The organism is Pleomorphomonas sp. PLEO (assembly GCF_041320595.1).
Classification (GTDB): domain Bacteria; phylum Pseudomonadota; class Alphaproteobacteria; order Rhizobiales; family Pleomorphomonadaceae; genus Pleomorphomonas.
This window is the reverse complement of record NZ_CP166625.1, coordinates 4,261,788-4,287,295: the sequence shown is the minus strand read 5'-3', so window position 1 is coordinate 4,287,295 and position 25,508 is coordinate 4,261,788. Positions and strand designations below refer to the sequence as shown.

24 protein-coding genes are annotated in these 25,508 nt (G+C 61.7%); 12 read left to right on the top strand and 12 right to left on the bottom strand.

What is annotated here, in order from left to right:
• Positions 1 to 28 precede the first annotated feature (28 nt).
• The 4 genes from AB6N07_RS19885 to AB6N07_RS19870 form a co-directional block, all read right to left on the bottom strand.
• Positions 29 to 2,116 carry a S9 family peptidase gene (locus AB6N07_RS19885; protein WP_370674792.1) on the bottom strand — a complete coding sequence of 696 codons (2,088 nt, stop codon included), beginning with the start codon at positions 2,114 to 2,116 and terminating at the stop codon, positions 29 to 31.
• A gap of 84 nt (positions 2,117 to 2,200) precedes the next feature.
• Positions 2,201 to 2,554, bottom strand: coding sequence for a DUF1491 family protein (locus AB6N07_RS19880; RefSeq protein WP_370674791.1), 354 nt, complete (start codon positions 2,552 to 2,554; stop codon positions 2,201 to 2,203).
• A gap of 144 nt (positions 2,555 to 2,698) precedes the next feature.
• A complete protein-coding gene (locus AB6N07_RS19875) occupies positions 2,699 to 3,637 on the bottom strand; it encodes a peptidoglycan-binding protein (RefSeq protein ID WP_370674790.1) in 939 nt (312 codons plus the stop codon).
• Between the two features lie 3 nt (positions 3,638 to 3,640).
• Entirely contained in the window at positions 3,641 to 5,425 is a 1,785-nt protein-coding gene (locus tag AB6N07_RS19870; RefSeq protein ID WP_370674789.1) for a sensor histidine kinase, read from the bottom strand.
• A gap of 507 nt (positions 5,426 to 5,932) precedes the next feature.
• On the opposite strand from AB6N07_RS19870, the gene AB6N07_RS19865 reads away from it, so the two are divergent.
• The gene (locus tag AB6N07_RS19865) at positions 5,933 to 6,310 is read left to right on the top strand and encodes a DUF5330 domain-containing protein (protein ID WP_370674788.1); all 378 of its coding nucleotides are present in this window, start codon (positions 5,933 to 5,935) and stop codon (positions 6,308 to 6,310) included.
• Positions 6,311 to 6,466: 156 nt separating this feature from the next.
• Complete coding sequence (locus tag AB6N07_RS19860; protein ID WP_370674787.1) at positions 6,467 to 6,889, top strand: SufE family protein; 423 nt, start codon at positions 6,467 to 6,469, stop codon at positions 6,887 to 6,889.
• 142 nt (positions 6,890 to 7,031) lie between these two features.
• Here AB6N07_RS19860 and AB6N07_RS19855 read toward each other — a convergent pair whose 3' ends face one another.
• Together AB6N07_RS19855 and AB6N07_RS19850 are read right to left on the bottom strand one after the other, a co-directional pair.
• Positions 7,032 to 7,451 (bottom strand): MucR family transcriptional regulator, encoded by a 420-nt coding sequence (locus AB6N07_RS19855; RefSeq protein ID WP_370674786.1) that lies wholly within the window; start codon positions 7,449 to 7,451, stop codon positions 7,032 to 7,034.
• Positions 7,452 to 7,922: 471 nt separating this feature from the next.
• On the bottom strand, positions 7,923 to 8,921 hold the full coding sequence (locus AB6N07_RS19850; RefSeq protein ID WP_370674785.1) for a DUF2336 domain-containing protein: 999 nt from the start codon (positions 8,919 to 8,921) through the stop codon (positions 7,923 to 7,925).
• Positions 8,922 to 9,576: 655 nt separating this feature from the next.
• On the opposite strand from AB6N07_RS19850, the gene AB6N07_RS19845 reads away from it, so the two are divergent.
• The gene (locus AB6N07_RS19845) at positions 9,577 to 10,416 is read left to right on the top strand and encodes a hypothetical protein (RefSeq protein WP_370674784.1); all 840 of its coding nucleotides are present in this window, start codon (positions 9,577 to 9,579) and stop codon (positions 10,414 to 10,416) included.
• Between the two features lie 7 nt (positions 10,417 to 10,423).
• Here AB6N07_RS19845 and AB6N07_RS19840 read toward each other — a convergent pair whose 3' ends face one another.
• From AB6N07_RS19840 to AB6N07_RS19830, 3 genes are read right to left on the bottom strand one after another with little or no spacing between them, the layout of a single operon-like run.
• Positions 10,424 to 10,960: a hypothetical protein gene (locus AB6N07_RS19840; protein ID WP_370674783.1), complete on the bottom strand. Its 537-nt coding sequence runs from the start codon at positions 10,958 to 10,960 to the stop codon at positions 10,424 to 10,426.
• Complete coding sequence (locus AB6N07_RS19835) at positions 10,957 to 11,541, bottom strand: DUF1214 domain-containing protein (protein ID WP_370674782.1); 585 nt, start codon at positions 11,539 to 11,541, stop codon at positions 10,957 to 10,959. Before AB6N07_RS19835 ends, AB6N07_RS19840 begins: the two co-directional genes overlap by 4 nt.
• 13 nt (positions 11,542 to 11,554) lie before the next feature.
• On the bottom strand, positions 11,555 to 13,783 hold the full coding sequence (locus AB6N07_RS19830; protein WP_370674780.1) for a transglycosylase domain-containing protein: 2,229 nt from the start codon (positions 13,781 to 13,783) through the stop codon (positions 11,555 to 11,557).
• Between the two features lie 81 nt (positions 13,784 to 13,864).
• Here AB6N07_RS19830 and AB6N07_RS19825 point away from each other — a divergent pair, with 81 nt between their 5' ends.
• Positions 13,865 to 14,371, top strand: coding sequence for a YcgN family cysteine cluster protein (locus AB6N07_RS19825; protein ID WP_370674779.1), 507 nt, complete (start codon positions 13,865 to 13,867; stop codon positions 14,369 to 14,371).
• Between the two features lie 110 nt (positions 14,372 to 14,481).
• Here the strand turns inward: AB6N07_RS19825 and AB6N07_RS19820 are convergent, their stop codons facing one another.
• Positions 14,482 to 14,691 (bottom strand): molybdopterin-binding protein, encoded by a 210-nt coding sequence (locus tag AB6N07_RS19820; protein ID WP_370674778.1) that lies wholly within the window; start codon positions 14,689 to 14,691, stop codon positions 14,482 to 14,484.
• Between the two features lie 268 nt (positions 14,692 to 14,959).
• On the opposite strand from AB6N07_RS19820, the gene AB6N07_RS19815 reads away from it, so the two are divergent.
• On the top strand, positions 14,960 to 15,577 hold the full coding sequence (locus tag AB6N07_RS19815) for a YitT family protein (protein WP_370674777.1): 618 nt from the start codon (positions 14,960 to 14,962) through the stop codon (positions 15,575 to 15,577).
• 16 nt (positions 15,578 to 15,593) lie between these two features.
• Here the strand turns inward: AB6N07_RS19815 and AB6N07_RS19810 are convergent, their stop codons facing one another.
• Entirely contained in the window at positions 15,594 to 16,340 is a 747-nt protein-coding gene (locus AB6N07_RS19810) for a helix-turn-helix transcriptional regulator (RefSeq protein ID WP_370674776.1), read from the bottom strand.
• A 2,346-nt stretch (positions 16,341 to 18,686) separates the two neighbouring features.
• Entirely contained in the window at positions 18,687 to 18,938 is a 252-nt protein-coding gene (locus AB6N07_RS19805) for a YdcH family protein (protein WP_370674775.1), read from the bottom strand.
• Positions 18,939 to 19,288: 350 nt separating this feature from the next.
• Here AB6N07_RS19805 and AB6N07_RS19800 point away from each other — a divergent pair, with 350 nt between their 5' ends.
• The 7 genes from AB6N07_RS19800 to ccmE all read left to right on the top strand — a co-directional run bounded on the left by AB6N07_RS19800 (position 19,289) and on the right by ccmE (position 25,505).
• On the top strand, positions 19,289 to 19,540 hold the full coding sequence (locus AB6N07_RS19800; RefSeq protein WP_370674774.1) for a PepSY domain-containing protein: 252 nt from the start codon (positions 19,289 to 19,291) through the stop codon (positions 19,538 to 19,540).
• Positions 19,541 to 19,556: 16 nt separating this feature from the next.
• Complete coding sequence (locus AB6N07_RS19795; protein ID WP_370674773.1) at positions 19,557 to 20,219, top strand: response regulator transcription factor; 663 nt, start codon at positions 19,557 to 19,559, stop codon at positions 20,217 to 20,219.
• A gap of 29 nt (positions 20,220 to 20,248) precedes the next feature.
• Entirely contained in the window at positions 20,249 to 21,598 is a 1,350-nt protein-coding gene (locus AB6N07_RS19790; RefSeq protein ID WP_370674772.1) for an ATP-binding protein, read from the top strand.
• A gap of 165 nt (positions 21,599 to 21,763) precedes the next feature.
• Positions 21,764 to 22,228, top strand: coding sequence for an RT0821/Lpp0805 family surface protein (locus AB6N07_RS19785; protein ID WP_370674771.1), 465 nt, complete (start codon positions 21,764 to 21,766; stop codon positions 22,226 to 22,228).
• A 147-nt stretch (positions 22,229 to 22,375) separates the two neighbouring features.
• The gene (locus AB6N07_RS19780) at positions 22,376 to 23,773 is read left to right on the top strand and encodes a hypothetical protein (protein ID WP_370674770.1); all 1,398 of its coding nucleotides are present in this window, start codon (positions 22,376 to 22,378) and stop codon (positions 23,771 to 23,773) included.
• Between the two features lie 134 nt (positions 23,774 to 23,907).
• Entirely contained in the window at positions 23,908 to 25,026 is a 1,119-nt protein-coding gene (ccmI, locus tag AB6N07_RS19775; RefSeq protein WP_370674769.1) for a c-type cytochrome biogenesis protein CcmI, read from the top strand.
• A gap of 8 nt (positions 25,027 to 25,034) precedes the next feature.
• Positions 25,035 to 25,505, top strand: a complete 471-nt coding sequence (gene ccmE / locus AB6N07_RS19770) for a cytochrome c maturation protein CcmE (RefSeq protein WP_370678282.1) — start codon at positions 25,035 to 25,037, stop codon at positions 25,503 to 25,505.
• The last annotated feature ends 3 nt before the right edge of the window (positions 25,506 to 25,508 follow it).

The following is a 25,508-nucleotide window of genomic DNA, read 5'->3' as shown; positions in this document are numbered from 1 at the left end:
CCATGCACCATTCGGTGAGCAAAACGAATTAGTTAGCTCTGCCCATCACCTTTAATGCGAAGGCATATTCGAGAGCCGTTTCCTTCAATTCGTCGAAGCGGCCGGATGCGCCGCCGTGGCCGGCGTCCATGTTGACATGCATCACCTGCGCATTGTCGTCGGTTTTGAGCGCCCTGAGACGGGCCAACCATTTTGCCGGCTCCCAATAGGTAACGCGCGGGTCGGCGAGCCCCGCCAGCACGAACATCGGAGGATAGTCCTGTGTCATGACGTTTTCATAAGGACTGTAGGATGCGATGAGCTGGAAGTCGTCGATGCTTTCGAGCGGATTGCCCCACTCGGGCCATTCCGGCGGGGTAAGCGGTAGCGTCGCGTCGAGCATGGTGTTGAGCACGTCAACGAAGGGAACCGCGGCCATCACCCCACCCCAGAGCGAAGGCGCCCAGTTGGCGACCGCCCCCATCAGCATGCCGCCAGCCGAGCCACCGTGGGCGACGATGTGGCCCTCCGAGGTGAAGCCCTGCTCGCAAAGATAACGGGCCGCTGCGATGAAGTCCTTGAAGGTGTTGGGCTTGTTTTGACGCTTACCGGCGAGGTACCAACGGTGTCCTTTTTCGTTGCCGCCGCGAATATGGGCGATGGCATAGACGAACCCGCGGTCCACCAGTGACAGGATACGCGTCGAAAACGACGCGGGAATAGCGATACCGTAGGCACCATAGCCGTAGAGAAGGCAAGGCGCTGAGCCGTCGAGCGGCGTATCGGCGCGGTAGAGCAGGGTAACCGGTACGCTCTCGCCATCGGCCGTAGGCGCCATGACGCGGCGCGTCACGTAGTCGGAAGACTCGTGACCGGAGGGCACTTCCTGCGTCTTCCTCAGAAAGCGCTCGCCGGTCTCCATGTCGTAGTCGTAGACCTGCGCCGGCGTGGTCGGTGAGGAGTAGGTGAAGCGGACGACGCTGGTGTCGAACTCGTAGGACCCAGATAGCCCGAGCGAATAGGCCTCCTCGGGGAAAGTGATGGAATGCTCGTGACCACTCGATAGCTCGCGGATGACGATGCGCGGCAGGCCGCCCACCCGCTCAAGCCGCACCATCCGCCCCTGAAAGACGGACATCGACAAGATAAGTCGACCCGGCTCGTGGGCGACGACGTCGATCCAGTTGTCGCGGCCCGGGCTTTTAAGCGGCGCATTGACGATCTTGAAGTCCTCGGCGCCGTCGGCATTCGTCAGAATATAAACGCGATCGTCGCCATCATCCTCGATCGAATACTCGACCTCGGTCTCCCGTGCCGTCACCAGGCGCGGCGGGCTGTCCGGCGCGGCGGCATCGATAAGGCGCACCTCGGCCGTCTGATGGTCATGGGAATCGATGACGATGAAACGGCCAGACTGGGTTTTGTCGACACCGCAGAAAAAGCCGGGATCTTCCTCGACGTAGACGATGATGTCTTCTGAGGCCGGCGTACCGATCACATGGCGCAGGACCTTCTCGGTACGGTGGTTGTCGTTGATGAAAGTATAGAAAAAGGAGCGAGAGTCGGCCGCCCAGGCGACACCACCGGAGGTGTTGGGAATCTCGTCGGGGAGGTCGGCATCGGCGTCGAGATCGCGGACGCGGATCACATGAAATTCCGAGCCGGTGTCATCGACGCTATAGGCAAGCAGCTTGTGGTCGGGGCTGTGGCTTGCTCCTCCCAGGCTGAAATAGGGCTTGCCGCGAGCGAGCTGGTCGGCGTCGAGCAGCAATTCCTCCGGGCCTCCGTCGCGTAGCGTGCGGACGAGGCGGGGATGCTGGGCACCGGTGAGATAGCGGCTGGCGTAGGCGTAGGGCCCGTCCGGCAGCGGTACCGACGAGTCGTCCTCGAGGATGCGGCCGCGCATCTCTGCCACCAGAGCCTCCTGCAGGCCCACGGTGTCGGCCATGAAGGCGTCGCAGAAGGCGTTCTCTGCCTCGAGATGAGCGCGGATGGCCGGGTCGAGCAGATCCGGGTCGCGCAGAACATCCTGCCAGTTGTCGGCGCGAAGCCAGGCATAGTCATCGATGAGATCGACGCCGTGGATGGTCGTCACAACAGGCCGCTTCTCGGCGCAAGGGGGCTTCATCTCGGTCATGGACGCTCCGAAAACTGCAAAAACGGCTGGAGGGATATCCCCAAAGATGGCGGCGGGGCAACAGTCAAACACGCCGTCAAGCGATCAGGTTCCGACAATATCGAGATCCGACGTACCTTGCCGGTCCTCGGTTTCGACGATCCAGCAGTCGCTGTCGAATCGTCGTTCGGATTGCAAGCGCGCGTCGATCTCCGATTCCAACGCGCCTGCGAGCAGTGTTTCGAACATGCGGCCACCGGCCACGGACGGGTCGATATCGTCGAAATAGATTTGCGGTGCCGGTCCATAGAGATCGGCGGTACCGTCGAGATGGGACACCTTGACGAAAATGGCACCGGCTTCCGCCGCGCCCCTGCGAACCACCGCCGTGAAAAAGCCGGCGTCGTTGCGCCGGCGAACATAGGCAGAGACGAAGAAGTCGGAGGTGATGCGGGCCATTGCCATGCTCGAAGGCGGAACCTGCCGTTCAAATCACGGTCCGGCGCCTGGAGCAAGGGCTGTCTAGCCTGGTGACATCGATCCTGCTTTTGGCAAGCGAGCACTCAGTGCCGTTGGTGCTCGATCCAAAAATTGCGTTTATGCCTAGAGACCGCCAACTTTGACGAGCTGGGCGACGAACGCCTCGTCGATCGCTCCGCTCTGCGGCAGGTTGTAATAAGCCTGGAAGCGCTTGATGGCTTCGCGTGTCTCGGTTGACATCAAACCGTCCATTGCAACCGGGCCGAAGCCCTGTTGCGACAGCGAGCGTTGAATGCGCGCCAAGTTTGGATCGGCGGCGGTCCCCGCTGACGTCGTATTCGAGGTCGCCACCACCGGCACCGGGCTCGCAGCGGAAAGGCTTGGCGCAGCACTCGCAACCGGGGCGGCGGGTTTACCAACCGGCGCCGTGGAAGCGATGAGTTCGGCAATGCCATCGCTCGAAACTGCCGCTGTCGGCGTCTCCGTGGGAACAGGCTGCGCGGCGGCCGCGGCGCCTGGTTTGGGAGGCGGCAGCGGTGCGACGGAAGTCGCCGGTAGGGAGGCGACGGTCACCGGATCGGCTGCAACGGCGGCTTCCCCGTTGAGGCTGCTCTTCGTCCGAACGGAACGTATGGCCAGAAGGACATTGTTCGACGGTACGCCCGTCGGCGCTAGACGGAAGGCTCGTTCGAAGGTGAGGATGGCCTGCGATGTTTGCGGACCATCGATGCCGTCGACTTCGCCTTTGTAGTAGCCGAAGTCCTTGAGACCCTGCTGGATGTCTGCAATCAGACTATGGTCGGTCGCGCCGACCGTGGAGCCGTCGGTCGACCGAAGTACAGGTGGCTGCGCGACCACGACATCGGCCGGCGCGGCAGGACGAGTACCAACGAACAGGGGGGCCGGATGGGCGCGGGGCTGCAGCACGAGGGCGTTGGTCATGATGGCAATGGCGATGGCCGTTATCATCAGGCCACCGACGGTGGCCATCGGATTGCCGACGGCTCCCCGAAACAGGAGGGCAACAAGTCCCGTTTTGTCCTGGGTCTTGCGTCCTGCCATGTATTAGGCCCTCCGCGCCACGCGCTGGATCTGATCAACATCCAGAACGCGGGAAAGTGGTTCAACGCCATCGCGTGACGGCTGCATCGGCAGCAGAACCGTGACGGTGGTGCCTTTGCCAAGGTCGGAATCGATCATCACCTGGCCGCCATGCAGCGCCACGAGCCCCTTTACAACTGACAGTCCAAGGCCAGTTCCGGCCTGCTTGCGGTCGTAACCGGTTTCGGCCTGGAAGAAGGGACTACCGACGCGGCCGAGGTCCGTTTCTGCGATGCCTATGCCATTGTCGCGAACCGCGATGGCCATGCGACGTCCCTGGCGGCGGACCGAGCAAACCACAAGGCCACCCTGGTTCGAGAACTTCACCGCATTGGACAGAAGATTGAGAACGATCTGACGACAGGCTCGCGGATCGGCGACCAGTTCCGGCAGGTTTGGCTCGATATCGCACGCCAGTGTAAGGCCAGCTTTTTCCGCCTGCGGGGCCATCATCTGGCGGCAGCGGTCAACCAGCGGACCGACACGAAAAGCCTCCGGATTGACGTCGAAGGAGCCGCATTCGATCTTCGAGAGATCGAGAATATCGTTGACCACCTGCAGAAGATGTTCGCCGGATTCTTTGATGAGACCGGAATATTCCCGCTGCCGATCGAATTCGAACTTGCCGAACAGCTCCTGGTTGAGCATGTCGGAGAAGCCGATGATCGCGTTGAGCGGCGTCCGGAGTTCGTGACTCATGTTGGCCAGGAAGCGGGTCTTGGCGAGATTGGCTGCTTCCGAATCCGCACGCAGGTGCTCAAGCTCCACTTCGTGCAGCTTACGCTCGGAAATGTCGCGCGTGACAGTCACCACAGCATCGTCGCCTTGCTCGTCTGCAAGATGACGCATGTGTGACTCGACCCAGATCCAGCCGTCGGTGTCCTGTTCATCGCCACAGCGCAGGCGATACTCGACGCGCGCGGCGCCCTGGTGCAGCGCCACGGAGACGGCGGACAGATAGGCTGGGCGATCACCGATGTGGACCCGGCGAAACAGGCCCTCGGCCATAAGGTCAGCCGGTCGCACCGACATGAGGCGCATGGCAGCGGGGGAGGCGAACGTAACGTCGCCCGAGGGATTATGGCACGTCACGAGGTCGCTCATCGCCTCGGCGAGCAGGCGGTAGCGCTGCTCCTGGCGGGCGATGGACAGCGATGTGGCACGCTCCCGCCGCTCGATTGTGATGGCTACACCCAAGGCGTAGCCGAGAGCGACCACACAGGCGAGAAAGTTCATGTTCGTGCTATTGCCGGCAAAGGCAAAACTATGTCCTGCCCCACCGGTGGCGGTAAGGATGGCGATCAGCAAGAAGCCTGCCCCACTGATCAACGCGGCACCGGTTACGGTCGAGCGGCGTCCGGACAACGCGGCCTCGACGGGGGCTATGGCAAACCAGACGACCGCGAACGAACCAAGGCCGCCGGTATGAAGGGCAACCCAGACGGCAACCATGGTCAGGATGGCCGCGGACATGAGGAATCCCAGAGCCAGGCGGCCCGTGCGGGAAACGAACAGGGCGACGAGGATTTCCAGCCCGAGGATCGACAGAGTGGTCGCCGTGAACCCCGCTGATGACGCATCGATGGCGAGCGCTGGCGGAATCAGGCCGAATGCGGAAAAGCCGCTGATAAGATGCGAGGCGATGAAACCCCTATGCCTGTTGACCTCAACCGGGTCGTCAACCACCGAGCTATGTACAAGGTGATCGAACGAGCGCTCCAGTGCGGCTCTGATCTCTCGGTTACGCAACACGCATCCCCATCGCAGGCGGCTCGGCAACCCTAGCGGGAACAATCCCGAGGTCGCCGCCGGCATGCCGACCCTGAATTTCCGAAGACTCCCCGTTGTCGGCGGGTAGGATTCGGGTACGGGTCATTTGTCTTTTCTGAAACCACGGTGCCACGTGCGCCTTTATGGAATGTTGATGGGGGGCACGACGCGAGGGGGTGAGACGCCCTCAAAAAGGGATTTGGTCGAAAAGATCGAATTCACGGTTAAGCGTGGGTGAACAGCCTATGCCGACAACCGGAAACTCGCGATAAACCTCATGATTTCGTGTTGGTTCGTCGCAGGCGGGGTCGATTGATAAAATTGGACTCAAATTTTCGTCGAATTTCTGTGTGATTTGAATGATCGGTCTAATTTGATCCTAAAACGTCCCTGCTAGATCGGGGAACATGAAACGGACAGCGACGGTTTCAGCCGCGAAAGATCCGAACGCCCCGCAAAGGGCGATGAACAACAGGGAAGTGCAACATGATGTTTCTTCTCAGGACGGCATTCTGGTTGTCCGTCGTCATATTCCTGATCCCCGTTGATCACACGGCTGAGCAGCAGGCTCAGACGGCCAGGGTACAGCCCATCGGCGCGCTCGAAGCGGCAACCGCCGCCCAGGCGACCTTCTCGGATATGAGCGGCTTTTGTGGCCGCAACCCCACCGCCTGCGAGATTGGTGGGCGGGTCGCCACGACCTTCCTACTGAAGGCCCAGACTGGCGCCCGCATGGTCTACGACTTCATCGATCGTTCGCTCGCTGACAAGGCCAGTACATCGAGCGTCAATCACGGGACGCTGACTTCTAACGATCTCGCCCCCGCTTGGCGCGGCCCGGGCAAGGCGCCGCAGGGTATTTGATTCGCCTGTCGGCCTTCCGCCCGCCGCCATTATTTCCCTGCCCGGCGACCACGTTCGCTGGGAACTCGACCGCCGTGACCCCTGGTCCGGCGGTCTCTTTCTTTACCACCGCCAGCGGTCTATACCGAGGCGGCGCGACAGACATGGAGACGGAACGTGGCGACGACCCTCGAGGAAATCCGGGAAAACTTCTCGCTTCTCGACGATTGGGAAGATCGCTACCGCTACGTCATCGAACTCGGCAAGGAGCTGGAGCCGCTCGCCGAGGGCGATCATAGCGACGATAACAAAGTGCGCGGCTGCGTCAGCCAGGTTTGGCTCAAGCCTCATCTTGCCGACGACAAGGTTGATCCGGTGCTGACCTTTGTCGGCGATTCCGACGCCCTGATCGTCAAGGGGCTGATTGCCATCCTCCATGCCACCTACTCGGGCAAGCACGTCTCTGAGGTGCTATCAATCGATCCCGAAGCGATCTTCAATGAATTGAACCTTCGCGAACACCTGACGCCCCAACGCTCCAATGGACTGAGGTCCATGGTGGAGCGGTTACGCAAGATTGCCCAGGAAGCCAAGGTCTAAGACGCCACGCCAGAGCCGGAATGTCGACGGGCTGCCCAGACAACGATTTAGCGGCAGGCCATCGTCAGTGGTGTCAAGGCGAGGGAAAAAGAAAAGCCCGACCATATGGCCGGGCTTGTCATCATTCGTCAGGCAAAACCGATCAGCGGGTGCGGCGACGCTGCTGACCAAGTCCCATCTTCTTGGCGAGGTCCGAACGGGCCGCAGCGTAGTTGGGAGCGACCATCGGGTAGTCAGCCGGCAGGCTCCACTTCTCGCGGTATTCTTCCGGCGACATGTTGTAGTGAGTGCGCAGGTGCCGCTTGAGCGACTTGAACTTCTTTCCGTCCTCAAGGCAGATGATATAGTCGTTGGTGACCGACTTCTTGACCGGGACGGCCGGGCGAACCGGCTCAGCTTCGACTTCCTGCGGAGCACCACCCTGCACGCGGTTAAGAGCGCCCACAACGTCGAAGATTAGGTTCGGCAGTTCCGCGGCCGGAACGGAATTATTTCCGACGTAAGCGGCGACGATATGCGCGGCAAGGTCGATTATCGTCAGGTCGTCTTCCATCTCGCTCATCTTGGTACCTGTCCTGCTTGAATTTGGATATTTCTGTTGCGTCTCGTTAACTTCTCCGCCAGGCGAAAACTTTTCAACGAATTCTACCTGCAAAACCGCAACAAACCCATGATCTGCTATCGGACACCTCATTACAGCGCTTCAAAAATGAAAACAAGTGGAACTTAGACAAGGGCGGCGCCAATACGATGAAAACCGCTTTTCCCAACAGCGAATGCTAGGAAAACTCCCGCAAGACGCTTACTGCACACTAAAGTTGCCTGTGCCTTGATGGGGTGTCGCTGGAGCGACGCGCAAACTCGTGTTTGGGATAGTTAACCGACACGTCGAGGCGAGCGAATCGTCACGTTTTTCCCGAGGCGTCACCGTGCAAATAGTCCGGTGCGATCAGAAAAGCGCAAGATCTGTCAAAAAACGAGGGGCATGCAGCAATCATGAAGCCGAATATGCGGCTCTATGAATACTTGTCCTTCAGGCTCGATCGCGCTTGACCTGGGGCATTTCCACCGGCCTCTCGCTCTGGCCGGTCCCGGCTGTCGCCGCGCGAACAGGTGTGCCCGTTTGACTTTGCGGCACGTGAACGGGGGTGTGCTTTGTCGTGAGGGCGGCACCGCGCCAACGGTCAACCAAGAGCAGCGCGGAACGAAGCGACACCATCTCATAGAGGTCGACGAGGCGTTTGACGTCGAAGTAGTTGCGCGTGTCTTCGACACCAGAGAAAAGAATGACCCGTGTGGCGATCCCGGTGTCAATGCCGGCTGCCTTCAGGCAGATCGACAGCGGTTCGCCGCCTGAATCGGCGAGCAATCGCACCAGGAAAGCAGCGTCCAGACCAGTGAGATCAGACAGGATACGCGACATGGCCTCGGTGTTGCGCTGCAGACAGGCACGAGCAAGCGTCGCCACTTTGTCCGGGTCGGGCATCGGTACGCGCGGCAGAGGCCGACGAGCGGCGAACTCTCGGAGAGCGGCGATTTCCAGCGCCTGTATGACGCGGCGGCGGCCGCGACCGTCGAGGTCGAGGAACAAATCGATAAGGTCCGTGTCCTGCACGTCATCCATGCGTGCAGCGAGAAGTCTGGCCAGCCGCGGATTGCCGCGCGCGCTTTCGATCATATACCGCAGAGCATTGGCTGGAAGTTTGATGCTCATGTTACCGGCGAGCGCCGGCAGGCCATCGGCGCGTATGCGTTCGAGCAGAGCGTCCACGACGGCGGGTTGGAGGTTCTTTCGAGCGGCGATCATTTCGAGATGACTAGGCGAGGCGGTCGCTGTCAGCGCCAGTAACTGTCCCTCGGATATGCTTTTCGATTTTTCCAGCATCACCGATGAAACGGGAAATATATCGTGGAGCAACGCCCGCATAACCGACGACGGCACTTCGCTGTAATCGGCGAGCAGCGTGGCAATCCGAATGCGATCCTGGAGCGCCGTCACCTTGAGCAACTGGGCCGCGAGCTCTTCATACATGGCGATTTCGGAGCGCGTATGAGCGGGTTCCGACACGTAAAGTTCGGTTGCATCTTTGAGAAGGGAACGGGATCGTGCGCCGTCAGAGCCTTTGACGAGGCCGAAAATGCCGCTTGAAAAGGGGGGCGACGCCATTTCAAAGCTATCCCGAACATGAGGATTTCGCCGACCGACCTTGGCAATAACAGTCGCTCGTCGAACATCGTGACAATGCCGCTCAAATCGTAAACCATTTGTTAACTCTGGCGTCCGAAAGATGGTTATGCGAGGCGAAAGTGCTTGAGGACGATAATCGTCCTGGCACGTTAGTCCCCATGAGCCGGTTCGGCCTTGGAGAGTGCCGTGGGTAAGGTGATAGCTTTCGGTCTGCCAATGCTTCGTGCACGTCGAAAACCGATGACCGGTTTTTGCGAGGTGACCGTTTTACCGACCCGTGCCGGCAAAGATGAGGATCCGGGAACGTCGCCAAAATCTCCAAAAACGCGGGCGGTTCGTAAGCCGCGTGGAGTATCGCGCAGACCGGTGTCTGCCTGAAGCAAGCTATCTCCGTCGCCATCGTCGGGCTTGCGTCAGACTCCCGAATCCGGGAGAGTCTTCTCGGAGTGACCGGAGAAGCATTGTGGCGGCGTGTTTATGTGACTGGAGAGCTGGTGGATTGCTGGCTCTGGTTGTGATCACGGTAACCGCCTGCGGCCGTCCGACCGGTGATTTCGGGCGAGCCGAACCCTCCTTGCTGCACGATACGCTATTGCCGACGGCAGGCGATCTGGTGGCATCGCAGGCGCGCAAGGAGCCGGTTTCCGCCTTTCCTCTGACTGACGACGAGATCGAGCTGCGAAATCGGGCCTGGGCCTTCGTTCGCGCGCCGCATGTTCGCGACTGGTGGCTCGATACGCTGGTCGAAGGCGAGAGGACGCGCATCCTGCCGGTCCTGAAAGGTGGCCAGGCCATGTCGCCTGAGACAGCCGCCATGTTCCCTCAGATAGCCTTGCCGCTAATCGCCCCTGCCTACGATCGTAGCCGCTATCATGCCTATCTCTTGTCGGATGGTCGTATCTCCACGGAAACGCTGTGGGCTCGAGTCATTGACGATGCCGGTGCCGATACCGCACTGATCCCGCCATTCTGCGCAGTTGCCGCGCGTGTGCGGCGCGACGATGTCGAGCGGCTCGGTGCGCTTAGGCGCCAGCGTCTCGTCGAGGCGGGGCTCCACGAGGGGGCAGAGGCGAGGGTATGGGAAAACGAGGAGACTATTGCCTGGGTTTGGCAGGCTTTGGGGAATAGGGCAGCTTCCTATCGCTACGCTATTGATCATTTCGAGGTCGAGGCACCCTCTGGTCAGCTGCCAGCCGCCAACCGCGCCTACGACACGCTCGTCTCGTCAAAATGCTTTGGTGCGCCGTCGATCCGCACCGCAATGCCACGCGGGCCGGAACGCCACTCCCGTCTGATGACCGCCCCCGACCCCTTCGACGAGCCGGTGCCGCAGAAATAGCTCGCGGTCAGTCGGGGAGAGCCGGCCGGCATGTGAGCCCATCAACGGCCTCTTCGGCGCGATTGCGGTCTTCGATGTCGCCGGCGAACAGGCGGACCAGAACGAAGCCGGTATCGACGGGCAACGACATGGTCTGGATCGAATCGATGCCCGCCGCCTGACGGGCGGTATCAAGGGCGGCGGTGCGACCGACGAGAAGATCGATGTCGCTTCCACGCAGGTCTTCCCGGGACAGGGTCGAAAGAATCCGCCCATCGTCGGCCATCGCCGCGATCGACCAGTAAATAGGCGGCATCGCGCCGCTGAGCCGCATCGGACCTGTGTCGTCATCGAAGCGGCAAACAGCGTTGACAAAGGCGGGGTCCAGGTCGGCGGCTGTGTTGCTGTCGCCGACGCGTGACAGCTTGCCATCCATCTTGCTGAAATCGACACCGGTAAACGCAAGGTCGCGTGAATGGCTGGGGGCGAGGAGCACCGCGCCAATGTGTGTGAGCCCGGCGATGCAGAACATGGCGGCAAACCAGCGGAGGCCAGTGTCGATCATGACGCTGCTCCTCCTTCGCAGCCGAGAGAGGTCACCGTTGGAAGTTGTTCGGCCCCCGGCGCACGGGTCGCAAGAGTGGGGGAATAAAGACGCAGCGTCAGGCGGAGATTGGAAAGTCCGGTGGTTGCGACAAAGTCGCCAGGCCGAACATCACGCCCGATCGAGATGCGGATTTGCCGCTCCGCTCCGAAAGTCATGGCATCAAGTGAGGTGAAGCCGAAGCGGCGGGCCGGATTGTCGGGGAGGTGGCCGTTTCGGTCGGAGACCGCCAGCGTCCAGAGTACGCCCTGGGGCATCGGCCCGGCGATCAGATAGGCACAGGCTGCTTCGAGCGGCTGGTTGTCGGCGCTGACCTCGGTGATGAGTTCGATGCCCTCGCTCGGCCCGAGGCCGCCGCCGCCACGTCTGATAGCCCGAGCCGCTTCATAGGGATTGGTTATGGCGCCATCATTTTGCATCGACCATTGGCCAATGCTGCGCCCCCCTTCGAAACGAAGATTACCCACGGCCCACCAAGCCGAGACGAGGCCGAGAAGGATGCCGGTGAGCATGACCAGGATGAAGCGGAGAGTAGCGAGCACTGGTGCCGACCGGTCAGCGAGGGGCCGCGGCGTCAGAAGCGCCGAGCAGCGAAAGGCCGTTGAGAAGGACGCTGGAGCGTCCGACAACGGAAGGGGGGACGAGGGTAAGCGGCTCGCCTGCGACTGCCGGCACAAGCGCGGCTTCGCGGGCTCTCGCTGCCGGGACCCGCGCGCGCATGCTGGCGCCGACGTCGCGGATCACGGACACCGCCGCCGGTGTCAACGATTGCGGCGAAATCGCAGTTTCCGACGGTACCGCGGCCACAGCTGCCGGCTTATTGGTTGAGGCCATAAGATCGGCTGGCACCGGCACACCTGGGATAGGCTTGAATGCGAGGCCGTTATGGATCGGCTCCATGATGGCATGCCAGGTGATGGCGGGCAGAGTGCCACCGGTCATGTTGGCGGTAGAGGTGTAATCGTCATTGCCGAACCAAACCGAAGCTGCGTACCAACCGGTGAAGCCAACGAACCAGGCGTCGCGGTAGGCCTGCGTCGTGCCGGTCTTGCCGGCCTGCATCTGGCCAGGAAACTTCGCCTTGCCGCCGGTGCCGGCGCTCACCACGGTCGACAGCACGCTGTTCATCTCGTAGGCGATCTCCTCCGGCAGGACTTGTTCGGGCGGCGGCTCGTCGCGCGCCCGATCATAGGTGACGATACCGGCGCGAGTCTTGGTCCATTCGATGGCGTAGGGCGTCGACTTGAGGCCGCCGGTAGCGAAACCAGAATAAGCACCGACCATGTCGATGGGTGTGACCTCGGCCACGCCCAGTGGCAGGGCGCGCGTAATCTTCAGTTCCGTGCGGATGCCGAGCTTGTGGGCTGTTTCGACGATCTTGCCGCGTCCAAAACTCTCGGCCAATCGCACCGGCACGGTGTTGATCGATTTGGCGATGGCGGTTCGAAGTGAAATTCGACCGGCATAGGAGCGGCCGTAGTTGCGCGGGCTCCAATTGCCGATGGTGATCGGTGCATCCGAAATCATGTCGTCCGGGGCGTAGCCGTTCATGAAGGCCGTAGCGTAGACGAAAGGCTTGAAGGATGAGCCGGGCTGGCGCAGCGCATAGACGGCACGATTGAACAGGCTTTCGCCATAGTCGCTGCCGCCGACCATGGCGCGAACCCCGCCGTCGAGGCTCTGTACGACGGTAGCTGCCTGCTTCACCTTATACTGCTGGCCATATTGCCGAAGGCTGTCGGCTATGGCCGCGTCGGCCGTCTTCTGGATCATAGGATCGAGCGTGGTGCGAACGGTGATCGTGCGATCGCCGGGCGGCGCGATGCGCTTCACTTCCTCAAAGGCCCAGTCGAGGAACCAGTCGGGCGCGTTGCCGGTCGCCGACGGCACCGGCGTGGCCGGATTGCGCCGGGCCGATGCCACCTGCGCTTCGGTCATGAAGCCGGCCTCGACGAGATTGGACAACACCTGGTTGGCGCGGGCGCGCGCAGCGGCGATATTGTTGTTGGGCGAATATTTCGTCGGGGCTTTATAGAGACCGGACAACATGGCGGCCTCCGACAGCGTCAGCGACTTGACCGACTTGCCGAAATAAAACTCCGATGCCGCCGCGACGCCGTGCGTACCGCCGCCCATGTAGGCGCGGTCGAGGTAGAGCTTCAGGATCTCATCCTTGGACAGCTGAGCCTCGAGCCAGAGAGCGAGGTAGGCCTCGTTGATTTTGCGCTGGATGGTCCGCTCGTTGGAAAGGAACAGGTTCTTGGCGAGCTGCTGGGTGATGGTCGAGCCACCTTGAACGACACCGCCTGCCTTGGCATTCGACACGATGGCGCGGAAAGTGCCCAGCGGGTCGATGCCAAAATGGTCGTAGAAACGCCGGTCCTCAGTGGCCAGCGTTGCCTCGATGAGATAGGGCGGCATCGCCGAAATCGGCACGCTGTCGTCGAGGAACATGCCGCGCCGGCCGATGGTGGCGCCGGTCTTGTCCTCGAAGGTCACCGCGTAGTCGCCGCGTGCGCGCCAGTCGCCCTCCGTCGCCTTGAAGGCCGGAATGGCAAATACCAACAACACGATGAAACCCGCGGCGCCTAGCGTCATTCCTTCGGACGCAAGTTCGAACAATGCGCGTTTCCATCCGCGCATGCGGATCAGGCTGGAATAGTCTGTCAGGGTGCCCCAGAGCCGCGAGAAACCTTGCGAAAAGTTCCAGGCAGCCGAGTCCACAAAGGCGTCGATTCGGAGAAGCCAGAGGCGCCAGCGCGGATTACTCTTGAATTCCGGCACGGTAGAGCCCAAGCGTTAGGGATGTTCGGAAGCCGAAAACTAACCTTTTCTGGCCCCGGTTACCAGATCGCAGAGAAAAAGATGGCCGACGATACCGGTAAAGATGAGGCACTGCCTTTTTGGCGCACCAAAAGCCTTGAAGAGATGACGGACACGGAGTGGGAGAGCCTGTGCGACGGCTGTGCCCGCTGCTGCCTCAACAAGCTCGAGGATGAGGATACCGGACGCGTCGTCTACACGGACGTCGGCTGCTCGCTGCTCGACGGCGAAAGCTGCCGCTGCCGCGATTATGCCCATCGCTCCGAGACTGTGCCCGAATGTGTCCGTCTGACGCCGCGCGAAGTGCGGACACTTTCTTGGCTACCGGCAACCTGCGCCTATCGCCTCGTGGCCGAAGGGCGTGACCTCTACGACTGGCACCCGCTCGTTTCCGGTGATCCGGAAAGCGTCCATCTCGCTGGCGTTTCGGTGCGCGGCAAGACGGTACGTGAGCAGGACTGGCCAGTGGAAGAGTGGCAGGACCGCGTCGTCACATGGCCGACGCGGCTTCCCGGTCTCCTGGGTCGCAAGAGGCGAAGGCGAGCATAGGCCACGCCCGTTAGGCCGTGGATCACTCGCCGACCATGGAGACTCATGACGACTCATAGAGGTTCATGCAGAGTCATGACCCTCCATGTTTGTCGCATCGCTTACGCGAATCAATCGATGGCGACGAGCACATCTGAAGCCTTGACCACCGCCTTGGCGGCGTCGCCGACCTTAAGGCCGAGTTCGTCGACGGCCTCGTTGGTGATCGATGCCGTGACCTTGGCGCCGCCGGTGACTTCGAGAACGACGTGGGCGGTGGTGGCGCCCTTGGTGACCTTGACGACCTTGCCTTCGAGGACGTTGCGCGCGGAAATTTTCATGCGTGTATTCCTTGTTCGAGCCGGCTTTTCGGCGGAGATGCAGCGCCTCTACTGAACGCTCGCGACGCGCAGATTACGACGAATCCAGCTTTCCGCGATGTCAGAAAGGCGACAACTCGACCAATGTCGGCGCGATATTTGCACACATCTTGAGCGGGATACGCCAGACGCGGGTCTTCTCCATCGCCGGGTCTGCCAGTAACTGGCAAAGGCGCTGACGATGTGACAGAGAGCGGAACAACGATCGTTCGGGAAAGGCCGGCGGAATATGGTGAGCATCGACAAGAGCGACGACAGCAGGCACGGGATCTGGGATGACGTGCAAGCCATCGCCATGGGCACATTCTTCGCCGCCGTCGGTATCGAGTTCTTCCGCGATGCCCATCTTGGCACCGGCGGCACGGCCGGCGTCGCTTTTTTAATCCACTACGTCACCGCCTTCGGAATCGGGCCGGTGATCTTCCTCTTGAACCTGCCGTTCTACGCCTTCGGCTGGGTAACGCTCGGTCGCGAGTTCACGCTGAAGACCTTCGCGGCGGTCGCGCTGCTCTCGCTTGAGAGCTATTTCATGCATGATGCCTTCGCCATCGGCTACAGCGCGCCTTGGTTTTCGGCGATCGCTGGAGGTGCGCTGACTGGCGTCGGCATGCTGATCCTGTTTCGCCACAAAGCTAGTCTCGGCGGCATCGGTATCCTCGCCGCCTTTGTTCAGGAACGACTCGGCTGGCGGGCTGGCAAATTTCAGCTCACCACCGACCTTTGCATACTCGCAACGTCCTTCCTGGTGCTCGACTGGTGGCACGTTGCGTTGTCGGTGCTCGGCGCCGTGGTCCTCAACCTCGTGCTGGCGGTCAACCATAAGCCGGGGCGCTACAACGGCTATTGAGTCGCCCATGCGGACGTCACGCCGACTTGCGGCGCGGTACCGGCACGGGATCCGCCGCGTCGGCTACTTCTCGCCAAGCCGGCATCACGCCCTCTATCTCTCGCCATTCCTTGAGGAGTACCCGGCGACGACGCGGATAGCGGATGCCAAGGTCGATGGCCTCCGCCATACGGTCGACGCGGAAATGGCGGAAGTCGGCCCTGAGTTCACACCAGGCTGTTAGAACGCGCACCCGCTCGAAGAAGGCCACGGCGATCGGCCAAACGACGCGTCGCGAAGCGATGCCCTTCTCGTTGACATAGGAAAATTCGAGCCGGGTCTCGTTGCGGATGGCCCCGCGTACCAGCGACAGATCAATGCCGTCGCGGTTGGCGTTCCACGTCGGCGCGACGATCAGGCCGGTGGCGTCCATCCGGTCGGCGAGGTCGGCCGGCAACACCGCGGCGATCTTGGCGAGCGCATTTTCGGCCGACGACGCGAGCCGCTCGTCGGCACGCGTCGCCGCGAGACGGGCGCCGAATACCAACGCTTCGATCTCGTCTTCGGTGAACATAAGCGGGGGCAGCATGAACCCGGGCTTCAGCACGTAGCCGACGCCAGCCTCGCCGTCGATCGGCGCACCCTGGCCGATCAGCGCCTGAATGTCGCGATAAAGGGTGCGCAGCGACACGCCGAGTTCGGCCGCCAGCTCCGATCCGGCGACGGGACGGCGGCGGCGGCGTAAGGCCTGGACTAGGGTGAGAAGGCGCTCGGCGCGGGACATCGGACGACCCACAAGTTGGGTAACGGATTCGGACAACAAATGAGGGCTAATCATGCCAGCACCCACGGTCTCAGTCCAGAACAATGATCCTGTTTTGTTCTGAAGTGGGTGCGTCGTGCCGATCCGCGAGTGATTGTCGATGTACCGTTTCCCGGCCGCGATGGCCGCTGTCAATGATGCTGGGGGCCGAATGGATGTGCTTGCCATCCGTCTTTTGAACGAGGCGAGTTGGTCAAATGGACCTCCTCGATCCAGTCCTGACCGCAGGGCGAGGGGGCAGCCTCTTTCCGAACGAATGGCGAAGCGGGTAGCTTTCTTCCGTAGGGGGTGTTTGGAATATCAATCACTGCCAAGCTTTTGATGCAATGCCGCGACAGGATCATGACGGCTGCGCTGGCGCTCGCCGGTGACGTGGGCCGCATTGGCTAGATGGCTGCTCGGACCTCCCTTGCCGAATCTGGCGATGAGGATTGTCGCCGAAACGGAAGACGGCCTTCGAGTGGTGCAGCATCGGCTCGCGCAGAGAGGCGACGGTCGGTTCGAAGCCCCCAGCTATGTCGACCTTCTAAACCCGAGGCGTTGTTTGTCGACCCAAGGCATCCATCCCGCGGTGGCTCGGTTGCGAAGACGTGCGCGGCCGGGGTCACACTCGCGAGCTTGATCGGGGCGTCGCCTACGCAGGGCACTCTTTGGCTTTCCTATTTTAATCAACTAAAAATAGTTTCAACCACATTGGTAAATACGACTGTGCTCGGCATCTGCCGAGGTAGCTATATCCGAGATAAGGCGTTCGCATTCGGTGTGATGCAGGTCGGTCTGCCAATGCGGTGCGCACACGCGACGGACAAGCCCGCAGGGCAGGACTGTAGCAGCTCCATTCCCTCGTCGTCCCGAGGGGCTATCAACGCTGTCGCTAGCAGTCGATGTTCTCCGTGCCGACCTCCTCCCGCTCGACAGCGATTGACTCCAATGCAATGGCGCCGGCGGGGGTGGACGGCAAGACGAGTTCCGATGCGAACAGGGCAGCCTTTGGCCGGCGACATGGCTCTGAAGAGTGCCTGAATTGGATGCTTCTTCGGGCCGCCCGCCCGTCTTGAACATAGTGTGCCGCGTTTGGGATGGGAGCCACGCCCGCGCCCGTTGGATAGGAGAAGTCGCCTTTCGACTTCATGATCTCGGTGCTTTTGCATCGCGAGCGGGCTATTTGAATCACTGCTTTAACCAGAGACGCGTCACTTCAACAGCTGTTTGCAAGGGATTCGGAAGACTCACATATTTGCTTCATGTTGAATCAACATCTAAGCCGAATTCAGATGGCTTGTGCGGCACTTCTGAATCAGAATCTGAGACGGCGGAATCAGTCTGTGAGCTTGGTGATTCAGTTTCCGAAGTCGCAGAAATCGGCCTTTTAAGCGGTTTGGCAGAGTCCGTCCCCTCGTGTTCCCCGGGGGTCAACGAGCCGTCGCTTTCCTGACCTACGACTCCGGATCGGCACGGCGACGTGTTCGCACAGACGCGCGTCCTAGGTGCCAAGACGGCTTGCGGATCTTGAGCGAAATTGCTCCCGCGTTGTCGCTGGTCCGTCCGCTGGAGGCGCCGCTGGATAGGCCCACTGCCACTGCCGCCTGTGGCCCATCGTCGACTCGTGTCGTCGCCTTGGTCGATCGACATATCGCCGCCGCGTCTCTCCGGCGCCGCCGTTGCCGATAAGGACCGACCTGCGGCGGGCTGTTCCGCTGGCAAGATCTGGCGCCACCAGTCGTCGAATCGATGCTCGACGATCAGGCTTCGCTATGCATCTATAAGTTGTAGTTGCCTTGCGGGGTTCCGAGTCACGTTGGCACCCGAGTTTTCAATCGTCGTCCGATCGGCTTCGGACGATGCGCGTAGGCGCGGTGAGATTGTTGTGGCCGCCGCGTCGTCGCCATGGGCGCGCACTCTCATCGCCGTCTGGACCTGCCAAGTTGCCATCTCGTGAAATCTTGCAGCGCCAGGCCCACCCCGCTTGCGCTGCGTGTCTCTATACAATCTGGCCCCGCGTATCGGTCCCCGTTCGCCGCGAGCGTTTCGACCCCTGGGAAAGAACGGCTCCAACGCAAGGTCGGGCGAGAAGGGGAGCTAGGGATGCGGCCGGAATTGTTGTTGCCGTCGACCTGAGCTCTAGCTTGTCTGTTTGATAAATTGAACGTATGGCGCCCGGATAAACGCCCCTGTGGTGACTTCAATGTCACGACATTGGATGGCGAAAAGCGCGGTCAGTTCGGGAGGAGAGGCTGACGAAGCTAGCCCGCGCCGTCGGACGGGGACGGCGCGGGCTATAGCGCTGAGGCCCAACGAGGAGGGGTGTCAAGCCACGGCGCATTTGGTCGCGGCGACAGCGGCCGCGATTTCTTCCTTGAGCAGAGACCGGTGGCGCTTGAGATCGGCGAGGACATCTGGCTCGGCCGGTTCTTCCAGCGTTTCGATGCGGAAAATGCGCCGATTGATCTCTTGATAGGCACTGGCGAGGTCGCAGAAGACCGCATCAAACAGCATGAGCTGCTCAATGGCGTTCCAGCTCTGCGGGAATTCCAACGAAAGCTCGTGCGGGATGCTCATTTCTCTGCCCCCTCTTCTCATCGACTTGAGGCTAGGCTCCTTGTGGCAACAAGGCCTTGAGATGGATCAAAAGTCGTACTCGTGCCTTCCACCAACAGGGGTTTCCCTATGGCCTGTTCAAAAGGAATGGTTTTTGCCAAAGAGGCCCGAAACCAGTGCTGGCGCGCTGGCTCGGCGCGGCGGTATCGGCCCGAAGTGCGCCGCCGTCGTGCAAGAGTCGGGCAATCGTTATCGGCAAAAGCATGAATGGCGGGCGCTGCCTGTGTTCATGGACCGTTCAGCCTCGGAGCGATAACCTTCAGCCCATGAACACTAATCGCAAGCGATTCCGTCTCGCCCTGGCGTGTCTCATGATGTTGCCAGTCGTAGCGGGACATGCCGCTGAGGCGCGTTGCCTCACACCGGCCGAGGCGCAGGCCGTTGTCGGAAAAGGGGCGGTTCAGAGGCTGAGCGTCATCGCCCGCGTCGTCGGTGGGGAAATCGTCGATGCCCGGCTCTGCGAGGGCGGCGGATTGCTCATCTACCAGCTCGCCGTCATGCGCGATGGCGGGAGAGTTGACAACATCACGGTCGACGCCACGTCGGGCCAGAGGCTTCGCTGAACCGGGAAGACTGAGAATGCGGATTCTTGTGGTCGAGGATGACCGCGATCTAAGCCGACAGCTGGTAACTGCCTGTCGCGATGCCGGTTATGCCGTCGATGCCGCCTTCGACGGCGAAGAGGGGCATTTTCTCGGCGATACCGAGCCTTATGACGCGGTGATCCTCGACATTGGCCTGCCCAAGATGGACGGTCTCAGTGTGCTCGAGGCGTGGCGGAGGGATGGCCGGCTGGTACCGGTTCTTCTACTCACCGCCCGCGACCGCTGGAGCGACAAGGTGGCCGGCATCGATGCCGGCGCCGATGACTATGTCGCCAAGCCGTTTCACATGGAGGAAGTTCTGGCTCGCCTAAGGGCGCTGACGCGCCGCGCCGCCGGCCGTGCGTCCAACGAGGTGGAGGTCGGCCGGGTCCGGCTCGACGTCAAGGCTGGACGCCTCACCGTCGATGGCAACCCGATCAAGCTCACCTCGCATGAGTTTCGCCTCATTCAGTATATGATGCTGCATATGGACAAGGTGATCTCGCGTACGGAGTTGGTGGAGCACCTTTACGATCAGGACTTCGATCGCGACTCCAATACCATCGAGGTGTTCGTCGGCCGACTGCGCAAGAAGATGGGGATCGACTTTATCGAGACGGTGCGCGGTCTCGGCTACCGTGTCGCGTCCGGAAAATGAACGCCCGCTTCAGAAAGTTGGGCGAATGGATGACGAGTTCGCTGGCCCTGCGGTTGATGCTCACGTCGGCTCTTTGGGCGACGATTGCGCTGGCAGCCTTCGGTTGGCTCCTTACCGAGCTCTACAGGGCGAGCCTTATCCGTTCGTTTGACGAACGCATCATCGTTTACGAGAAGACGCTGGCCGGCGTTGTCGCCTCTACGCCCGATGGCGGGGTGCCCGATCCGGGCACCATGGGCGATCCCCGTTTCGGACGCTACCAGTCCGGCTGGTACTGGCTGGTGGTCGATGCCAAATCGCAGTCCAGCGTTGCCACCAGCCAATCGTTGTTCGGTGAGGTGCTGGCGCTGCCTCCGCCGCCCAACAATGGCGTGGTGGTCACCAACGACGCAAGCGATCCCGCCGGCATCGCGCTCCGCCACGCTACGCAGCGTATCTTTCTCAGCAACGGTCGGATGTTCGATCTGCACGTTACCGGCAATGTGGCCGAGCTTGCCGATGAAATCTCCACCTTCCGCTTTCAGGTGTTTGCAACGCTCGCCGCCTTTGCGCTCGGTCTCGTTGCCGCCGCCGGTCTGCAGGTCAGCTTTGGCCTGAGGCCACTCGCTGCCATGAGCCGTCGCCTCGCCGACATTCGCGAAGGCCGGGCCAATCGCCTCGAAGGCCGGCTACCGCGTGAGATCGCCGCGCTCGGCAAGGAACTCAATGCTCTCATCGATACCAACAGTGCCATTGTCGATCGGTCGCGGACGCAAGTCGGCAATCTGGCCCACGCGCTCAAGACGCCCCTCGCGGTGATCCTGAACGAGGCCCGTGCCGAAGGGGGCCCTTTGGCCGAAAAGGTCGTCGAGCAGGTGACGGTGATGCGGGCCGAGGTCGACCGCTATCTGGACCGGGCGCGGCTCGCCGCCGATCGCAAGGTGGTTGGAGCGGTGGCCGACGTCCGCCATTCGCTTGAGGCGCTGATCCGTGTCCTGTGCCGCGCCTATCCCGATCGTAGCCTCTATTTCGATGCTCAGGATGCCGGGCATCCAAAGGCCCGCATCGAACGGCGTGATCTCGAGGAACTGGTCGGCAATCTGATGGACAACGCCTGCAAATATGGTCGCGAACAGGTCCGCGTCGCACTGTCGGTTGACAGGGCCGACCGTGACAGGCCGATGGTGGAAATTCGCGTCGAGGACGATGGTCCCGGGTTGCCGCCATCGGCCTATGCCGAGGTGCTCGGCCGTGGCAAACGACTCGACGAGACATTGCCAGGGTCTGGTTTCGGTCTCGCAATCGCTGCCGAGATTGCCGAGACCTATGGCGGGTCGCTGGTGCTCGGCAGGGCAGGCCTTGGCGGACTGGCAGTGACCTTTCACATCCCGTTGAGCTGAACTGGATTGACAGGGCACTTGGCGATAAGGGCAATAATTGGAAACATAGGAGGCCGATGGCGGCGAAAATTAGCAATAATCAAAATTCGGCCATGATTTCAGGCCATTACAAGTATCAAGGATGATTCGTCCCATACCATTGGTCCATTCCCGGAGACCGTAGAGATGCTGTTGAAGAAACTTGTGATCGTCGGCCTTGCGGCTTCCATGCTGGCCGGATGCGCCACCGGAGGCGGCAACCAGAACGCGACGCTTGGCACGCTGGCCGGCGCTGTTGGTGGTGCCGCCCTTGGTTCGGCTTTTGGCCAGGGTAGCGGCAAAGTGGCGGCGATCGCCGCTGGCGCGCTGGTTGGCGGCTTCCTGGGAAATCAGATTGGCGCCTCTCTTGATGCTGAGTCGCAGCGCTACAACTACACCGCGAGCGTTCAGGCGCTCGACACGGGTGCTCCGCAGCAGTGGCAGAACCCGCAGACCGGCGTTTACGGCACCGTGAATCCGGGTCCGGTCGCCTATGTCAACAATCGCACCTGCCGTCCCTACACCAACACGGTGTACATCGACGGTCAGCCGCAGGTCGCCCGCGGTACTGCTTGCCGCAATCCGGATGGCAGCTGGCAGGTTGTCGGCTGATCCAGGCTCCGATCCCGATGTCGTCTTCGAAAGGCCGGCTCCTGTAGCCGGCCTTTTCGTATCCCCGCCTTAAGCGTCGTTCGTTACCAGTCGTCAACCATCTTGCGGCAGGATGATTTGGTAAATGAGCGGTTTACGGGATTCGACATGGACGGACGCACGACGGTGACCGACAAGGCCGAAACTTTCCTGCGAGGTTTGACGCCGCGGGCACGCGGCATGCTGGTCCGCCGGCTGGAAAGCAACCACGCGGTTCCCGTGGACATCGATGCCCGCCAGCGCCTCATTCTCGAAGCGGCCCGCTCTATCGCGGAAAGCCGTAGCGTTGCAAAGCAGGCAACGGAAGCCGGACCGCCGGATATGCGCCGGCTGATCTTCGCTGCCTTCGAACCGTACGTGATCGAGGAAAGGCTGACGTTCCCGGGGCGCGGCTTCGTCACCGCTGCGACGCTGTCCCATCTGTGGGCTTACGCATGTACGGAGCTTCTGCCCACCCAATTCGTCGCTTGGGACAATCTCTCGACCGCGCCGCGATTACCCGACGCACCGGCTTACCAACAAATGGCCGCGCAACTGGAAACGCGTCTTTTCGAGGCGCTGGCGCGTCATATCCAGGCGATTGCCGACGAACCGAAATTGCAGCAGCGGTTCATGTCGCGCATCGGCGGCGAGGTGGCCCGCCGCGAAGTGGACGACATGATCGCTGTCCGCGATCGTCTCAACGACCTGCCGACCTTGAGCGCGGCCATCGTGCACCTGCTCGACTCCGGCTCTGCCGACATGGGACTTCTCGAGCAGATTGCCACCTATCTTACCAAATATCCGGAGACTGCCGGTTGGGTGGCAGGCGGCGTCTTTCGGCGTCAGTCGTCCGTGGCTCCCCTCGTCGCCTTTGCCAAGCTTCTGGCCCGTGGCGAGACGGCCCGGCGGGTTCGCACCACCCCGGCGGCGGCGGCCTTCGTCGATCTTGGGCTTGCCGCTGCCGACCGTGCTGAATCGCGCTTCCTGTCCAGTGTCCGTGGCAGCCGCGATGCCGCCGACGCCGTCGCCCAAATCGGTGCGTTCCGATCGATTCTCAACGAGCTCGCCACCGGCCTCGACATTGACAATGATGGCTGGTGGCAGCAGCGGGTGGTGGCCATCAAGCGGCGCTTCTCTGAGATGCTGTTCGCGGAGTTCGATAAGCTGCTGCCGGCCATGCGCCGTGCGTTTCGCGTGCAGGAGGCTCCTTATCCCGGCCCGGCCGACGGTGCCGAAGCGGTCTTCCTGTGTGCCATTTTCGCTGGGGCAAGCAAGTCCCGCGATACCCTGGCGATCAACGGCCTGATCGGTCGTCTGACGCCATTGGTCGATCAGGCGATCGAGCTTTATGCCCATGATTTGCCAACAAGACTGCGCAATCTCGACGGAGAGGCGCGGGCTGTGGCGCTGTCGGCGGTGGACCATCTCATCAAGGCCGCCGGCTTCCTCTACGGCGAGGATTACGCCTCCCACCTTCGTCGCAGCAAAGAGCAGCAGCTCAAGACGTCGCGGCCGGCGGCATGACCGGCTGACCGCTTTTCTGGAATCCTTCTCAAATTCCCCCAGAAGTCCATTGAGAAACGGCTGGCGTTGCCCTATTCGGCATGGGGGCATCGGAGTACCGGCGCGAAGGCCGGCGGCTCGGGAAAGAACGAAGGATGGTTTTCTGGGTCTTGCTGGCACTGATGACGGCGGCGGTCGTTCTGGTTGTCATTGCTCCACTCGCGCGGCCGGCCGGCGCTTTTTCGGTCGCCAGCGGCGAGGAGATGCGCGTCTATCGCGATCAGCTGAATGAACTCGATCGCGACCGAGAACGGGGTGTGATCGGCGGCGAGGAGGCGGATGCCGCCCGCACCGAGATCGGCCGCCGCCTGCTTGCAGCCAGACGCGCGCCGGCGGCCGCTGCCGCGCCGAGGCCCGCCGCCAATCGGTTCGTCGCGCTGATGACCGTCGTTGCCATTCCCGCGATTGCATTGCCGCTTTATCTTTTCATCGGCCAGCCGGACATGCCCGATGCACCGCTCGCCGAACGCTTGTCGGCAGCGCCCGCGTCCGGCAACATTGCCGACATGGTTGGCCGCGTTGAAAAGCATCTTGCCTCCAACCCCGACGATCTCTCCGGTTGGCGCGTCATCGCCCCGATTTATGCCCGCATGGGGCGGCTCGACGACGCCGTGAAGGCTTGGGGGAAGCTGATCGACGCGGGCGAGGGTGACGCAGAAACTCTGGAAAACTATGGCGCCGGCTTGGTCGACACCAATGACGGCATCGTTTCTCCCGACGCCCAGTCCATCCTGGCACGCGCCGTCGACGCCGGTCCGGATCGCGCTCGCGCGCGTTTCTATTATGCCGAGGGGCTGCGACAGGCAGGTTCGTTCGAGGAGGCTCTGCATCAGATCGACGAGCTGATACGCCGTTCGCCGGCCGACGCGTCCTGGCTCGTCACGGTGCGCGGAAAGCGCGGTGAGATCCTGGCCGCGCTCAAGAAGCCAGCCGATACGCCAGAGCCGGCCACGCTTCCTGCTGCCGGAACAGGCGTCGACAAGGCAACGATCGAGGGCATGGTCGACGGGTTGGCCGCCCGGCTTGCAGCCGATCCAGACGATCGAGATGGCTGGATCCGGCTGATGCGTTCCAATCTGGTGCTCGACCGCCCCGACAAAGCGAAAGCAGCGCTCGCCGACGCCCGCAAAGCATTTTCTGGCAATGCCGAGGCGCTGGCGGCGATCAATGCGGCTGCGGGTGAGTTCGGCATCGACAAGCAGGAAGGACAATGACGATGGTCATGACGCGCAAGACGCGGCGTCTCATCCTGATCGGTACGGTCGGCGCGATTCTCGCCGCCGCCGTCGGCCTCGTCCTTTTTGCGCTATCGGGTGAAATCACGCTCTACAAGACACCGACCGAGATATCCCAGCAACCAATGACGGAAGGCCGGCGCCTTCGGATTGGTGGTCTTGTCGAAGTGGGGAGCGTCGCCCGTAAGGACGGTGGACAGGTGGAGTTCAAAGTGACCGACACCGCCAACGCCGTGCCTGTCACCTACACCGGTCTGCTGCCCGATCTGTTCAAGGAAGGTCAGGGTGTCGTCGCCGAAGGAAAGCTCGATGCGGCTGGTCTTTTTCATGCCGATACCGTGCTCGCCAAGCACGACGAGCGCTACATGCCGAAGGAAGTCGTCGATGCGCTGAAGGCACAGGGCGTCTGGGAAGAAGGTCAGCCGGGCGGGCCAATGCCGGCCACGGCGAAAAACTAGGCG

Excerpts from the sequence above, each read along its gene's own strand:
- AB6N07_RS19885 (WP_370674792.1), bottom strand. The coding sequence starts at position 2,116 with ATGACCGAGATGAAGCCCCCTTGCGCCGAGAAGCGGCCTGTTGTGACG.
- AB6N07_RS19880 (WP_370674791.1), bottom strand. The coding sequence starts at position 2,554 with ATGGCCCGCATCACCTCCGACTTCTTCGTCTCTGCCTATGTTCGCCGG.
- AB6N07_RS19875 (WP_370674790.1), bottom strand. The coding sequence starts at position 3,637 with ATGGCAGGACGCAAGACCCAGGACAAAACGGGACTTGTTGCCCTCCTG.
- AB6N07_RS19865 (WP_370674788.1), top strand. The coding sequence starts at position 5,933 with ATGATGTTTCTTCTCAGGACGGCATTCTGGTTGTCCGTCGTCATATTC.
- AB6N07_RS19855 (WP_370674786.1), bottom strand. The coding sequence starts at position 7,451 with ATGAGCGAGATGGAAGACGACCTGACGATAATCGACCTTGCCGCGCAT.
- AB6N07_RS19850 (WP_370674785.1), bottom strand. The coding sequence starts at position 8,921 with ATGTATGAAGAGCTCGCGGCCCAGTTGCTCAAGGTGACGGCGCTCCAG.
- AB6N07_RS19840 (WP_370674783.1), bottom strand. The coding sequence starts at position 10,960 with ATGATCGACACTGGCCTCCGCTGGTTTGCCGCCATGTTCTGCATCGCC.
- AB6N07_RS19825 (WP_370674779.1), top strand. The coding sequence starts at position 13,865 with ATGGCCGACGATACCGGTAAAGATGAGGCACTGCCTTTTTGGCGCACC.
- AB6N07_RS19820 (WP_370674778.1), bottom strand. The coding sequence starts at position 14,691 with ATGAAAATTTCCGCGCGCAACGTCCTCGAAGGCAAGGTCGTCAAGGTC.
- AB6N07_RS19815 (WP_370674777.1), top strand. The coding sequence starts at position 14,960 with ATGGTGAGCATCGACAAGAGCGACGACAGCAGGCACGGGATCTGGGAT.
- AB6N07_RS19810 (WP_370674776.1), bottom strand. The coding sequence starts at position 16,340 with ATGTCCCGCGCCGAGCGCCTTCTCACCCTAGTCCAGGCCTTACGCCGC.
- AB6N07_RS19805 (WP_370674775.1), bottom strand. The coding sequence starts at position 18,938 with ATGAGCATCCCGCACGAGCTTTCGTTGGAATTCCCGCAGAGCTGGAAC.
- AB6N07_RS19800 (WP_370674774.1), top strand. The coding sequence starts at position 19,289 with ATGATGTTGCCAGTCGTAGCGGGACATGCCGCTGAGGCGCGTTGCCTC.
- AB6N07_RS19795 (WP_370674773.1), top strand. The coding sequence starts at position 19,557 with ATGCGGATTCTTGTGGTCGAGGATGACCGCGATCTAAGCCGACAGCTG.
- AB6N07_RS19790 (WP_370674772.1), top strand. The coding sequence starts at position 20,249 with ATGACGAGTTCGCTGGCCCTGCGGTTGATGCTCACGTCGGCTCTTTGG.
- AB6N07_RS19785 (WP_370674771.1), top strand. The coding sequence starts at position 21,764 with ATGCTGTTGAAGAAACTTGTGATCGTCGGCCTTGCGGCTTCCATGCTG.
- AB6N07_RS19780 (WP_370674770.1), top strand. The coding sequence starts at position 22,376 with ATGGACGGACGCACGACGGTGACCGACAAGGCCGAAACTTTCCTGCGA.
- ccmI (WP_370674769.1), top strand. The coding sequence starts at position 23,908 with ATGGTTTTCTGGGTCTTGCTGGCACTGATGACGGCGGCGGTCGTTCTG.
- ccmE (WP_370678282.1), top strand. The coding sequence starts at position 25,035 with ATGACGCGCAAGACGCGGCGTCTCATCCTGATCGGTACGGTCGGCGCG.